The following is a 14509-nucleotide window of genomic DNA, read 5'->3' as shown; positions in this document are numbered from 1 at the left end:
TCTCAAGGAGTTCGCCACGCGACCTGCCGCTGACGAAAGCGATTCCAATCCTCCTCGGTATCGATGTCCGGGAGGAGCCTCAGCAATCGAGTCTGAAGCCCACGAACCTGAGCTCGCACTAGTGTTTCCTGACAGACGCGATCTGTCCCCCAGTCCTGATTATCGAACAGCTCTGGATGAGGATCCGTCAAGCCGATCAGCCAATATCCGCCATCCTCCGAAGGACCCACCACGACATCCTCCTGCCGCAGCGCCAAAAAGGCCTCCCGCACATCCGATTCGCTCAACTCCGGGGTGTCAGTTCCGATCACCACCACTCGTTCAGCGCCCATCTGGAAGCAATCGTCGAATGCCGCGTTCAAGCGGTCTCCTAAGCTTCCCGGCCCCTGCGGGGTCGTCCGCCACGATGGACGCTTCTTCCAAGCGGCCACCTCCCCCGCTGCGTCATCGGGCGTAAACCTCAACTCAACATGCTCCATCGCCTGGAGCTGTCGGAAAACCGTGTCCGCCAGATACCGGTAATGGCGACACGCGGTCTCGCTCCCGACCGACGCCGCCAATCGGGTCTTCACAAAACCCGGACGCGGTGCCTTGCAGAAAATAATGAGATGCTCAACCATGTCACAAGCTCCTTAGGCTCCGGCATCAAAGATCCGACAGAAGCCAGAGGGAGTCTGTTCCTACCCAACTGCAACAGCAGGTCCAGTGGCAAGCACGATTCCTCGTTGAAATCATAATGTCCTCTTAATCAACGATGGGGTAGGGTGTTGCCATGGTGTGCCGAACGACATCGGATCAGCGTCATACGCCGCGGAAGCAGGGGGTCGTAAAGACCCTCACACACCTGATTTCGAAGGGGTTGCAGAGCCTCGCTCCCCTCCTATTGGGGTTGTCGACGCTTGGATTCGCCCCCCCCTCCCAGCCAACGGCCGGGGCTTCCGGCTACCGCGAGGATCGAATCTTGATCCAGCCCAAGTCGGCAGCCACACAGGACTCTTTGGCCCGCTTTCACCGAACCAAAGGCAGTCGGCGCGTCCGACACTTTCAAAGACTTTCCGGTATAGAAGTGATCGAGGTGCCCCGGGGGACTCAGGTGCACCAACTGGTCGACGCCTATCGGCGCAGCGGCCTCGTCGAGGTGGTCGAACCAGACTATTTTGTGGAATCGACCGCGGCCCCTACCGATCCCAACTTCCGGAACGGTGCGCTTTGGTATCTCAACCAGCTTGACGGCCAAGGCAATTGGAGAGGGCCCGATATCCAGGCTCCGCTGGCTTGGGACACCAAAACCAACGCGGATGACATCGTCGTGGCCCTCATCGATACCGGAGCACGGCTCACTCATGAGGATCTGACAGCCAACCTCTGGATTAATCCGGCCGAGGTCGCGGGCAACGGCATCGACGACGACGGAAACGGGGTCGTTGATGATGTTCACGGCATCGATACCGCCAATCAAACCGGCAACCCGTTTGATGTCACCGGGCATGGAACCCGCGTCGCCGGGGTCCTCGGTGGCGTGGGCAACAACGGCCTCGGGGGTGTCGGCGTGGCCTGGAGGGTCAAAATGATGATCTGCCGCTACGCTAGTGACAATGGACAGGGCACGTTCTCCGACATCCTGGAATGCTTCGACTACGCCCGAGCCAAAGGTGCCCGCATCATCAACGCAAGCTTCGGATCGACCAACACCTCCGCCTTGCTGCTCAGCGCAGTGAACGCCTGCCGCTCGGCGGGCATCATCGTCGTGGCCGGTGCGGGGAACAACGGGATCAACAACGACACCACTCCCTTTTATCCAGCCAGCTATACACTGGACAACATCGTGTCAGTGGCCGCGACAACCAGGAGTGATGAACTGGCGGGCTATTCCAACTTCGGGGCAAAATCCGTCGACCTCGCCGCTCCCGGTACCGATATTCTCTCCGCGGGTGCCGGGTCCGACACTCAATATCTCTTCGACAGTGGAACTTCCTACTCGACCGCGATCGCCAGCGGTTCGCTCGCGCTGCTCTGGGCCCGCTTTCCCAACGAGAGCTATACCCAGATCATTCAGCGCCTCCTGTCCAGCGTCGACCCCCTGCCCGGATTGTCCAATAAATGCGTCACCGGCGGCCGGCTCAACTTGGCCAAAGCCCTCGGCCCCTCGCTCGTGGCAGACTTTAACGTGGCTCAGAGCGCAGCCGCCACCCCGTTGATCCAAGTCTTCAGCGACAACTCCTATGGCAACATCGTCGCGCGTCAATGGGACTTCGGGGATAACGGTTCTTCGACCGAGGCGAGCCCGACGCACCTGTTTCCTGCCTTCGGTGACTACTTAGTGCGCCTGACCCTGACCAACTCTTTGGGAAAAACCGCGCAGATACAGAAGGTTGTCGCGGTCAGCCCCGCCTATGCGCCGTCCGCCGCCGCCTATGTTTGGCTGACTCCCAGCAGCCGCACCGTGTTGAGCCTTTCCAACGATGGCGTCTCAGCCGCACAAACGATCCCCTTCCCCTTCGTTTACTATGGAACCACCCGGACTCAACTGTTCGTCGGAGCTAATGGACTACTGGGCTTCACCGCGACAGGAGTCTCGCAAGCCGCCAACACCGACCTACCAAACCCAGCTGCACCCAACGACTTCCTCAGTCCGTTTTGGAGCGATCTTGTCCCGTCCGCCAACACCACCATCAGCGTGGGCATCGCCGGATCCAGTCCGAACCGCAACCTGGTCGTCACCTGGAGCAGAATATCGTTGCCCGCCCCGCAGACCGCCACCGTCAACTTTCAAGTGGTCCTCAACGAGTCGACCGGACAGATTCTCTTCAACTATCAGGAGGTGGCTGCATCCTCAAGGAACGCCAACGCCGCCGGAAAACGGGCGACCATCGGATTAGAGGGTCCTCAGGGCACCGCAGCCTCGCGCTTCTCGTATCTGGGTTCGGTGCCCCTGACGAATAGCCAATCGATCCGCTGGACACCACCAACGAGCTGGCCGCGGCCCGCCGAGCCTCAAGTGATCCCATCCGCGGTGCTGGCTTCTTCGGGTAAACAGGGCGGCCCGTTCACGCCCAGCGGCCAATTCCTCGTGCTGACCAACTCAGGTGGATCCGCCTCGAGTTGGGAGGCCGAATCCACTGTGGATTGGCTAACGGTGTACCCCCTCTGCGGAACCCTGCTGCCGCAGCAAGGAATTCGTCTGGATCTGACCCTGACCTCGGAAGCCCCGCTGCTTGTCCCCGGAGGCTATCGAGGGGAAATTCGCATCAACGGTGGCTCCCTGACGCTCCGCTACGAATTGAGTGTCTATGGAATCATCCAACTGCTTTCGCCCTCGCCGGTAACCAGCGGATCGTTCTCGTTTCAAATGCACGGCGATCCCGTGAGTCGATATGTGCTGGAGGCCACGACCAACTTCCAAACGTGGATTCCGGTCAGCACGAATCAGACGGATGTCACAGGAACTCTGACCTTCAGCCACCCCGTCACTGGGGAGTTTCCTTTTCGCTTCTTCCGAGCCACGCGCCTCGATTCGACAACAGCGCCCTAAAACGACAGCTTTTCGGCATTCCCCGGAGGGGGATCCCAGCTACGCTGGGGAGACCAAAGCGGCAGAGGTCTGCCGCACTCCATATGTCTCCCATTCCCCGCGAAGCATTTGGAGTTGACCGTGAAGCGGTCCGATGAGGTTTATAGTTCAATCAGGTCTTTTCGCGATCCAGTCGACAGGCTGGGCATTGCCAAAGTTTCTCACTTCGTCACCAGGGCCCGAACCCGCAGGGTTCAAAGAGATTTAGCCGGGGGTGCTCGCACCCCCGGAACTGTTAAAAGTACAGAGCATCGCGCAGCGATGCCACCGGCTGCTCACGCTCGAGGCGCCGACTGAGGGAAACTAGTGAGTTCGTCAGTTCATTGGCCGACGGGTGGCACGCCTTTCAGGGTGCTGTTCGAGGGGGCCGGGCGACCGGGAGTGTCGCTGCGCTCCACGCGCCGGCTAGTCTCTGTGAACCCTGCGGGTTCTGGGCCGCGAATTCAGCTAGTCCCAATTGTTGGAGCAAATCCCCCCCCTCAGATAAACTGCAGCTTCGGCGTTGGCCCTTCCGTATCCCACCCGCGCGGAGGCCGGCTATTCACCGCGCCGATATCCTTAATCGTCAACTGACGACCCAGAGTCTTGGCCGTCTTCACCTCCACCTGGGAGGGATCGCAGGTCTGCTGATTGATCTTCTGGTGCGGCACCGGTTTGTAGCGGATGTAGAGCTGCGCCGGAGTTCCCTCCTCGAAATAGAGAATTTTGGACTTGGGCGGAATACAGAAATACTCCTTGTTCAAAATGGTTCCCCCAAACGTAAACCGCTTGAGATAGCTCGCGTCACGATCGGTATAGACCAACGTGTAAACTCGATCGCGATCCGGAATCCCGCAGTAATAGAGATCGGGGCCTACAAAGAGCTTCTCCTGAAGTTCGACCACTTTGTAGTGACCGTCCTTGAACACCATCAGCAGGCGATCAAACTTGGTGCACTCCAACTTGAACTCATCGCCGGAGACCTTGTAGCCGACATAACCGGTTTCTCGATCATAGGCCACCTTGAAGGCTTTGAACGCCACTTCGCGGGCGTCGATCTCATCGTGCCGGCTGGACTTCGTGAGACGCGGATACATCGGGCCGTACTTATCAATCAAGGCTTGCAGATGACCGATCGCATACTTCGGAATGTTTTTGAGATGCTTCTGAGTCTCGGTGAGCTCAGCTTTGACTCGGTCCATCTCCTCGCGATGCTTATTGATGTCGAAGAGTGAGATGCGGCGAATGCGCACCTCGAGCAGCATTTGCAGGTCATCGCTGTTCAGATCGCGCATCAGCTCCTTCCGGAACGGTTTGAACCCTTCCAGAATCGCTTCATGCACCGACTCGTGGGTCTTGCACTGCTCGATCTTTTTGTAGATGCGGTTCTCCACGAAGATGCGAACCAGGGTCCGAACATGCATCTCTTGAAGCAGCTTACGCTCCTTCAACTCCAACTCGCGCTTCAAGGTATCCAGCAGCTGTGCGCAGTTCTCGCGCAGCACCTCGGACACCGTCATCTCTACCGGCCGATTGTTCTTAATGACAATGATCCGGCTCGAGATGGTGACTTCGCAGTCGGTAAAGGCATACAAGGCATCCACCAACTGATCGGCGGTGACCCCCGCGTGCGATCGCACTTCAATCTCCACGTCTTCCGAGGTGAAGTTATTGATGCTCTTAACTTTGATCTTCCCCTTGCGAGCCGCGTCCTCAATGGACGCAATCAACGATTCCGTGGTCGTGCCTGGAGGAATCTCCTTGATCGCGACCGTCGAGTCATCCTTGGTTTTGATCTTGGCCCGCACCGTGATCGAGCCAGCGCCGTCCTTGTAATCCCGCGCATCCATCAGGCCACCCGTCGGAAAGTCAGGCAGGACTTTGAACGATTCCTTCTTGAGGATGGCGATCAACGCCTCGAGTAACTCCGGGAAATTGTGCGGAAGAATTTTGCAGGACAACCCGACCGCAATGCCTTCAGTCCCGAGCATCAGCAAGACCGGCAGCTTCGACGGCAAGGACACCGGCTCCTTGTTACGTCCGTCGTAGCTCGGCACAAACTCCGTGAGTTCGTCGTTGAACAGTTCGGTTCGCGCCAGCTCCGTCAGCCGGCATTCAATATATCGAGCGGCGGCCGCGGGGTCGCCCGTGTAGATATTTCCGAAGTTCCCCTGCCCTTCGATCAGGTAGCGCTTGTTGGTCAGAACGACCAAGGCGTCCGAGATCGCCGCTTCACCATGGGGATGATACTGCGCGCAATGCCCGGAGATGGTGGCCACCTTGATGAATCGGCCATCGTCCTTTTCGTGAAGCGACCACAGGATGCGCCGCTGCACCGGCTTCAACCCATCACTCAGGTTGGGAATGGCCCGGTCACGAATGACGTAGGAGGCATACTGCAGAAAGCTGGTGTCCACCCGACGGTGGAACGGCAGGTCGATCTTCCCGGGTTCAAAGGGGACAATCGCCAACTCCGCCGCAGCGGCCGCCTCGGCCACAATTTCGGCGGGCGCTTCAGCACCGTTCTTCTTCGCGTTTTTTTCGTTCGGATCGTTCTTCTCGTTACTCATCGTGGGAAATAGTCGTAAACGTTCTCTCGTTTAGGGTTCAGCGGATGCAGGCCAGCCTCAGTCTTCGACGGGCACAATCAGGTTGCCCATGATGTAGTCCTTGCGCTCCGGAGTATTCTTACCCATGTAGAAGCCAAGAATACTGGCCACATCGGTCTTCGGCGCGTGCTCCACCTGGCTCAGGCGCATTTCCTTTCCGATGAACTGCTTGAATTCCGATGGCGAAATTTCTCCCAACCCTTTGAATCGGGTGATCTCCGCGCTCTTACCCATGCTCTTGGAAACCTCGTCGCGTTCGGCCTCGCTATAGCAATAGACGGTGCGATCTTTGTTGCGCACCCGGAACAGGGGCGTCTCGAGCACGAACAGATGACCTCCGTGGATCAGCGGCTCGAAAAACTTAAAAAAGTAGGTGATGAGCAGATTGCGGATGTGCAGGCCGTCAACGTCGGCGTCGGTCGCCAGAATCACCTTTTCATAACGCAGATTCTCGATGTTGTCCTCGATATCGAGACTCCGCATCAGGTTATACATCTCATCGTTCTTGTACACGATGTCGCGCTTGAGATCCCAGACGTTCAGCGGCTTGCCCTTCAGAATGAAGATGGCCTGAGTGGTGACATCGCGGCAGCTCACGATTGATCCGGCAGCGGACTGTCCTTCGGTCAGAAAGACCATGGAGCCCTTGCCCTTGCCCTTGGCTTTGTCGTAGTGCGATTTGCAGTCCCGCAGCTGGGGGATGCGCAGCGTGATCGCCTTCGCGCGTTCCCGAGCCATCTTTTTGACGTCCTGGAGTTCCTTGCGCAGCTGCTGAGTGTCCTGCGCCTTGGCAATAATCTTCTCGGCAATGTCCTTGTTTCGATTGAAGAAATGCAGCAACTCCTCGCGCACCTGATTCACCAGGTCCGTGCGAATCTCGGTGTTGCCGAGTTTGTTCTTGGTCTGCGATTCGAAAACGGGGTCTTTGAGGCGAATGGCTACCGCGCCCACGATGCATTCCCGAACGTCATCACCCTCGAATTTACCCTTCGAATATTCGTTCACGGCCTTGAGCAAGCCTTCACGAAACGCGCTGAGATGCGTGCCTCCGTCCGACGTGTACTGCCCGTTGACGAAGGAGAAGAACGTTTCACCGTAGCGGCTGTTGGTATGGGTGAAACAGAATTCGAGAGTCTTGCTGGTGTAGTGGAGCGGCGCGTAGATCGGCTCACTGTGATCCGCGGCCAGGTCCTCCATCACGAGATCGAGAAGTCCGTGACGGGATTGGAACGTCTTGCCGTTGAAGTGCAGTCGCAGCCCCGTGTTGAGGTAGCTGTAGTGGCGAAGCCGACGTTCGATGTATTCGACCTTGAATTCGGAGTCCTTGAAGATGGTGGGATCGGGTTCGAAACGGATGTAGGTGCCATCGGGATCGGTGGTCTTGCCCTTCTTTTCCCCCTTCAATTTGCCTTGCTTGAACGAGGCTTCAACGAAATCGCCGCCCCGATGGCTGCGGACGAAGAAGTCCTTCGACAGCGCATTGACCGCCTTGGTGCCGACGCCGTTGAGGCCGACGCTAAATTGGAACACCTCGTCGTTGTATTTGGCCCCTGTATTGATTTGGGACACGCACTCAATGACCTTGCCGAGGGGAATGCCGCGCCCGAAGTCGCGAACCTCGACCACACCGCCTTCGACCTTGATCTGGACCTCTTTACCGAAGCCCATGATGAACTCGTCGATGGTATTATCGATCACCTCCTTGACCAGGATGTAACATCCGTCGTCATAGTGAGATCCGTTGCCGATGCGACCGATATACATGCCGGTTCGCAGGCGGATATGTTCCAGCGATGAAAGCGTCTTGATCTTGCTTTCGTCGTAATTGTGCTTTTTGACATCTGCCATACTGAAAGACCCCACATATGGGGGTTTCTGGCGAGATTGCCAACAAGGAAATGTGGAATGCGCTTACGAAGTGAAGAACTTCGGGTTTCCAGCCCCTGTAGCGTCGATTCCGCCCCCCATGGGCCGACACGACCCACACAACATTGTAGCGTCGTTCGTCTCGGACGATCCCTCAGCGTTTCTCTCCCTCTACACCCGACGGGCCGCCTCGGCCCACACTACAACTGTGGCGTCGTCCGTCCCCGGACGATTCCCCCGTCCCCCGAGCCGAGCGGGTAAATCACCTGTCCCAACGCCTCGAGAATGCGAAAAACGGGAATAGGTAGGGAAAGAATGAAATGAAGTGATGAAAACCAGTTGACGACCAGGGTGTTCCTGCGTACTTTCTGCGGCTCGCGCAAGCGACTGTGTTCCAGAGTAGCTCAATGGTAGAGCACGCGGCTGTTAACCGTGTGGTTGTAGGTTCGAGCCCTACCTCTGGAGCCATATTTATTGGGGAAAATGAGGCTTCCCAAGCTTACCGCACAGATCCCGCACAGAATTCGGGCGATTCCGCACCGAAGAGCGTGAAATTCCCCAAGACCATCCGGCATCGCAAGTCCGAGGTCGTCATCTACGGCAAGCGCCCCTCCTATCCTTTTTACCGAATCTGCTGGAAGTCAGGTGGAAAGCGCCAAATGCGATCCCTCGGCACCTATTCGGAAGCCCTAGCGGAAGCTGAGAAGAAGGTTCGAGAACTCAGCGCCGGGGATCAAACCCTCTCCTTAACAGCCAAGGAAGCCTCGGACGCCCTGGCTATCCGCGATGCCTTGGATACCTTCCGAAAGCAAACAGGCCAGTCCATTAGCCCTATCCAGGCGGTTGCCGGATACCTGGAAGCCGCCCGGAAGCTGGACGGCCGGAGCCTTGGCGATGTCGTGGACACCTACCTCAGCACTCTTGCCATAGTCCGCACCAAGGACCTTGGCGAGGCGGTGGAGGAATTCCTGGCTTTAAGAGCCCCCAAAGCTGAGGCAGTAGAGGGAAAGCGTTCCGCCTTGAATCCGAAGTATGTGGCCAACGTTGAGAGCTGGCTCAGGCAGTTCTCCACGACGTTCAGCGGCCATAAGCTCGAGGATCTATCCAAGGACCTTCTCAACCGGTTTTTCAAAGCGTTCAAGGAGCTATCCGTCAAGTCGAGGAATGACCGCCGAATCACTCTCCGACTGTTCTTCAAATGGTGCGTCCGGAACGATTACCTCCCGGCGACCCATCGGCTCAACGAGGCCGACGCCATGATGATTGAGGCGAAGGAAGAGGGAGTCATCGACTTCTACCGTCCGGGGGAACTCCACAAGCTCTTGAAAGGGTCATCCGGTGCCATGCGAGCGGTTATCGCGATCCAGGCCTTGGCTGGCCTCCGTCTGGAAGAAGCTCTCCGCCTCGACTGGAGTGACGTATTCAAGGTTGAGGGCCACATCGAAATTTCGAGCGCAAAGTCTAAGACTCGCTCGCGAAGGTTGGCAGAGATCGGCCCTGCCCTCGCGGCTTGGCTCGAGCCACATAAGGAGTCGACCGGCAAAGTTGCGAATCAGTGGGAAACTCCCAACGGTTACGTGCAAGCCTTCATTGCCCTCCGCAAGAAGTTGAAAGTGCCATCACGCAAGAACGGGCTTCGGCATGGCTTCGTCACCTTCCACTACGCCCTACATCAGAACGAAAACATGACCGCTGCCTTGGCGGGGCACTCCCCAACAATGCTTCACGGCCACTACCGAGGCCTCGCAACGAAAGCCGAGGCGGAAAAGTGGTTCAGCGTGGAGCCGACAAAACAATGAAAAGAAACACAAGGGGATCGGCTACCGGAATGAACTACTCGGAATCAGAAAAGGCCGAGCGGAGGATGCTCATCAAACTTCGGGAAGCTGATTTCTTTACCCAACGTGATAGTTTAGTAGAGCAGATCAAAAGCCTCGCTCCCACTCAGTTCTTTAAGGACACCCAAAAGAAATGGGAAAAAGCCATAAAGGCTAAAGACAGGGTGACTGAGGAGATCACGTCGAGTGTAAGTCTCAAGCCATTGTCCGGGAAGGAACAGTTCCTCCTAGCAATGCAGGTTGATCTTTTGCGTAAGGAGATAACCCGCCTCAGAGAATTGTATGAGGTTTCCCCACTTCCCGAGGAGAGGATGGCGGAAGAGGAACTCGATCCCGTCCAACGAGAGAAGCTTAACAAGATCGCTGAGAAAAAAAGGGCGTCCCTTACCCCAGAAGCAAAGGTCTATGCGATGATGGCTGAACTTGCTAAGTCGCTTCCCAACCAACCGAAAGCTGGCTCTAAATCGCTCCAGGACCAAACGCCAGACAAACCTCGTTTTTCTGAATGGGGAAAAATGAACCTTGAGATGTCGGTTTATGACCTGTCCGAAGGAACAGGGGTCGCCCGAAAGACCCTTCAGCGCTTCCTAAAGCGCAAGAAGCTCAAGAGGCTCCGGAAGGTTGGCCAGCTGTCAATTTACGGCACCGATACCGCGATTGCTGTCGCTCGGGAATGGCTGAGTAACAAGCGATGGTACCGCACTCTTGATGGGCAGAAATTCGGCTTACTCGAATTTCTTTACCAGATAGAGAAATTCAATAGTGAACTATTCCCCAGAGTTGTGAACGCGTTCCTGAAGATATCTGCGGAGGTAGACAATAGGGATGTCGATTTCCGATCGTCCTGGCTTACGATCGTGGAAAACTACAAGACCCGACAACGGACGTATAGTCAGTGGAATTCCCTCATCTAGCTTGGCGGTTGCCTGCATCTGGCAACAATTGAGATAGCGACTTTCGAAGTTGATCAGTGCAGGTTCGTTCATGTTTTCGTCATTTCTCTCCCCTTCCCCGTCCCAACAATAGGGACTTTCCCCCTCTTCTTCCTCCTCAGCTTTGCGCCAGGAGATTGATACATGCCATCGGTTAGGTGCGCCCAGCGCAATAACGCTGCTGGACGCATCAAAACTAATGATAATTCCGGCAAACGAAACGCAGACCCAAGAAGACAGATTCTCCGACATCATCGATCAAAAAGAACTCCTGAGACGCTACCCTGTGTCCGCTAGGACAATTCAAAATCAGGTTAGCAAAGGCCTAATCCCGAGCATACAACTGCCGGGGAGTCGCCGACGCCTATACTCCTGGAGTGCCGTCCAAAGAGCCCTCCAGCGCCATCAGAAAGGCGGCATCTAATGGATGCATTTAAATCGCAAGCCATTGTATTGTTAAGCGAATCCACTGAGACCAATACCACCGATGAGGCATCGAATGGGCTACCCACTTCTTACCTTGCCGAATTCCATTGTGACGGCTTCACCTTTCGCCAACTAGCCCGGGAGGGGATGGTTGCCATCTTTGAAAAATCTCGGTCGCCCGAAAGCGTGAAGCGCTTCGAGTTGGTAGAGCTTCAAGTTCTCCCAGCTCAAAAGCTATTCGGGAAGAATTACCCTGCCCGGGAGAGTTACCCTCGATCGGAGCGATGGGGGGAGCATGGACTGACATTCCTCGACCTTGCTTCAGCCCAAGAAGCTATGCGCCGGGTGTTGGGTGCTCCGCCTAAAACCTCAAATTCATCCCTACGTATTCGCTACGACGCGTCGGAAAGCCTGGAGAGGGTCAAGACAGCGGAAGTGAGGGGTGAGCGCTCCCACGGAAGGACGTTAGAATAAAAAGCCCGCTTTGCTTTCGCTCGGCGGGGGGAGAGTTGATCTAGACACTCATCTCACTAACTCGTTCCGACATTGAAGGCAAGCGCACAAGCGCCATGAAAGACCTTCCACCCTATCGCAAGCGGCGAAACTCTGCTCGCCAACAACGTCGCCCCATTGATGTCGATGAATGCCTTGCGCGGTTTCATTCCTCCTTGGCAATTGCATTCCGTCGACTTCGGAGGGAGTCGAAATGAGTTTCTTTTCACTTCAAAGATCCCACTTGGAACAGATTCGAAATGAACTCAAGCGGGACCGTACTTCGACTCTATCAGTTTGGATGGCATTGTGTGATGTCGCCAACACTGAAGGGCCACAGTTTGAGAAACCTCAGTCTAGCCTGGCGACTCTTGCTGCCGTTTCGACCCGTACCCTTCAGCGCTCCCTATCCCATCTCGAGAAACTGGAAATGGTCATCCGGAGCCCAACAAAGAATCGGCTTGGAGGCACCGGGGAGTGCCGATATTCACTCCCCCCCCTACGACAGGCTGTCGCTAGCCCTACGACACCATGTCGCAGCACTAGTAAAGGTAATACATATAGAGGAGGACCAATATCAACAGCGGATAGGATAAGCTTAGAACAAGAGTTGAAAGCTCTCCCCGGTCGAATCCGGGAACTAGAAGCCGACCTCGACTATTCACCAGAGCAAGCACCCGCCACGCGCCAGAAGATTAGAGAACTGAAGGAGCGACAAGCAGAACTGCGCGAGCGTTTAGGAGGGGTGTCATGAGTAGATCCGACGTTCCTCTTCAGAGCCCTACCGACGAACAGGGCTGTTTGGGATGCGCTTTGATGGATTCCAATTTGATTTCAAAGCTTAGGTTGGATCTATTCCACGACATTCGGCATCAAGCATTGGTTACCATCCTTCGGACGATGATGGAGGAAGGTCACCAAATCGACACCGTGACGGTTTCAGCCTTTGTGGAAAGGACGGCCCAGGCTCCAGACGTAGGGGGGCTTCCCTATCTGAACACCTTGCCGGATACAGCAGGGTCTAGCGCTCAGTTCGACTACTTCTTGCAAGGTCTAGAGGACTTCGCATTGAGGAGGGCAGTTGCTTCAGAGACGGAGACTATCAAGGCGTCGATAAATGATCTATCGACCCCCGCTCTCCAAGTTCTTGACGCGGCGGAAAGTAGAATCCTCAGCTTGCGGCCCAAAGGTGGAAATAGGCGCAAGACACGGGGCGAATTGATGGCCGATATAACAAATGACCTAGAGGAAGCGGCGAGAAATCCCGGGCAGATCCAAGGACTCCCTACCGGCTTTCACCAACTGGATCAAATGCTCTGGGGTTTGAAACCTGGGCAGCTTGTCGTTGTAGGGGGACGCCCGGGCCATGGTAAATCGGCTCTCATGCTGCAAATCGCCCACAATGCTGCTGCTGCCGGTCATCCGGTGGCTTACATATCGCTCGAAATGGGGGCTAAGGAATTGATGTTTCGGCTTCAATGTTCCTGTTCTGAAGTGCCGTCCGAAATCGCTAATAAAGGAGCAATGGGACCTGAAGAAGAGGGGCGGTTTCTAAAGGCCACAACGGATCTTTGCCGCGTTCCTATCCACTTCGAGGACGGAGACGTTCACACCCTGGACCGAATCAAGCCCGTCGCTAGACAAATGCTCAAAGAGGAAGGGGTTAAACTAATCGTTATCGACTATTTGCAACTCATCCAGTCCAGCAATAAGAGAGCGTCACGCTACGAAGGAATCACAGAAGTAAGTGGATCGCTTAAACAGCTCGCCCGGGGTTTAGGCGTGCCGATTATCATTGGTAGTCAGTTCTCCCGAGACGTTGAGAAGGAGGGGCGGAGGCCTCAGCTTAGTGACCTGCGCGACTCTGGAAGTATCGAACAGGATGCAGACATCGTTTTGTTGCTGCATCAAAAGCCCGAGCAAGGGACCGAAGCCGGTGTTCCTACGGAGCTTCTCATCGGGAAGAATCGAGGCGGGAAAGTTGGCAAGGTTCCCCTATTCTTTCAAAGGAGCCTTACGAAGTTCCGAGAAGCTTGAACCCTAATGTCCGAAATTGAGGGGGACGTATCGGGCTAGGACGCGTTTTTAATGCTCCCGAGGGTGAGGACAGCGGACCTTGAATCAAAACGCCTTGGCGGAAGTACACTGGCGGAAGGATGCAATCCAGGAAGGAACGGGGTTAGCCTCAAGACGGAGATTGAGCAACTTCCCCGGGCGCAGCTGATACTTTGCTTTTAGCCTTGGACGAGTAATTCCTCGCCATCCTAAAGGCTTTCCACTGGCTCAGCTCAGCGAATGATGGAGATTTGCCTTTCATAGTCAGTTGCTCCCATTGATGGGTTGCCCAAACGAATTCCTTCATCCACCTGGGGAGTCCTCTAGTGCGCGGGGCAGTGGCGAACATCCGCTTTTCAGCCTTACGCTCTTGAGGGGCTTTGCTCTTACGGTATCTCCGAAGTTGCTCTGGTTGGGGGGGCCAGCCATGAGCCTTGGCTTTCTCCCTTTTAAGCGCCCAACGTTCCCACAAATCTGGATGCTGAGCCTTTAGAGCGAGATAATCCCCCCACGATAGTTTGCACTTAGTTGCAGCTCGTTGCTCCGTGTTCCGGTCGATGGGTTGATCCATCGGGGTTTGCCTATACAGGTGCCAACAAAGGAGTGAGGCGGACCCCGAAAACCGGGCCAGGGGTTAAGCTATGATTGTGGCTGAAGGGTGTGGGTGTTAAACCCAAACCACAGCGACACATAATGAAAGCCAAACGGAAAAGACACGAACCCGAATTCAAGGCCCGCGTA

7 protein-coding genes and 1 tRNA gene are annotated in these 14509 nt (G+C 55.9%); 5 read left to right on the top strand and 3 right to left on the bottom strand.

Annotated features, from left to right (window positions below; translation table 11 throughout):
- Positions 1-2: 2 nt before the first annotated feature.
- Positions 3-620 carry a TIGR04282 family arsenosugar biosynthesis glycosyltransferase gene (locus JNN07_27930; protein ID MBL9171592.1) on the bottom strand — a complete coding sequence of 206 codons (618 nt, stop codon included), beginning with the start codon at positions 618-620 and terminating at the stop codon, positions 3-5.
- Positions 621-772: 152 nt separating this feature from the next.
- Between JNN07_27930 and JNN07_27925 the strand changes: the two genes are divergently transcribed.
- A complete protein-coding gene (locus JNN07_27925) occupies positions 773-3532 on the top strand; it encodes a S8 family serine peptidase (GenBank protein ID MBL9171591.1) in 2760 nt (919 codons plus the stop codon).
- A 518-nt stretch (positions 3533-4050) separates the two neighbouring features.
- On the opposite strand, the gene JNN07_27920 is transcribed toward JNN07_27925, so the two are convergent.
- Both JNN07_27920 and JNN07_27915 read right to left on the bottom strand, forming a co-directional pair.
- Positions 4051-6120: a DNA topoisomerase IV subunit A gene (locus JNN07_27920; protein ID MBL9171590.1), complete on the bottom strand. Its 2070-nt coding sequence runs from the start codon at positions 6118-6120 to the stop codon at positions 4051-4053.
- Between the two features lie 57 nt (positions 6121-6177).
- Positions 6178-8007 (bottom strand): type IIA DNA topoisomerase subunit B, encoded by a 1830-nt coding sequence (locus tag JNN07_27915; protein MBL9171589.1) that lies wholly within the window; start codon positions 8005-8007, stop codon positions 6178-6180.
- Between the two features lie 411 nt (positions 8008-8418).
- Between JNN07_27915 and JNN07_27910 the strand changes: the two genes are divergently transcribed.
- The 4 genes from JNN07_27910 (at position 8419) to JNN07_27895 (ending at position 13750) form a co-directional block, all read left to right on the top strand.
- Positions 8419-8493, top strand: a tRNA-Asn gene (locus tag JNN07_27910).
- An 80-nt stretch (positions 8494-8573) separates the two neighbouring features.
- Positions 8574-9824 (top strand): site-specific integrase, encoded by a 1251-nt coding sequence (locus tag JNN07_27905; GenBank protein ID MBL9171588.1) that lies wholly within the window; start codon positions 8574-8576, stop codon positions 9822-9824.
- 29 nt (positions 9825-9853) lie between these two features.
- A complete protein-coding gene (locus tag JNN07_27900; GenBank protein MBL9171587.1) occupies positions 9854-10777 on the top strand; it encodes a hypothetical protein in 924 nt (307 codons plus the stop codon).
- Between the two features lie 1686 nt (positions 10778-12463).
- Entirely contained in the window at positions 12464-13750 is a 1287-nt protein-coding gene (locus JNN07_27895; protein ID MBL9171586.1) for an AAA family ATPase, read from the top strand.
- Positions 13751-14509: the final 759 nt, after the last annotated feature.

The sequence above is a fragment of the Verrucomicrobiales bacterium genome (assembly GCA_016793885.1).
Taxonomy (GTDB): Bacteria; Verrucomicrobiota; Verrucomicrobiia; order Limisphaerales; family UBA11320; genus UBA11320.
This window is presented reverse-complemented; position numbering and strand designations above follow the sequence as displayed.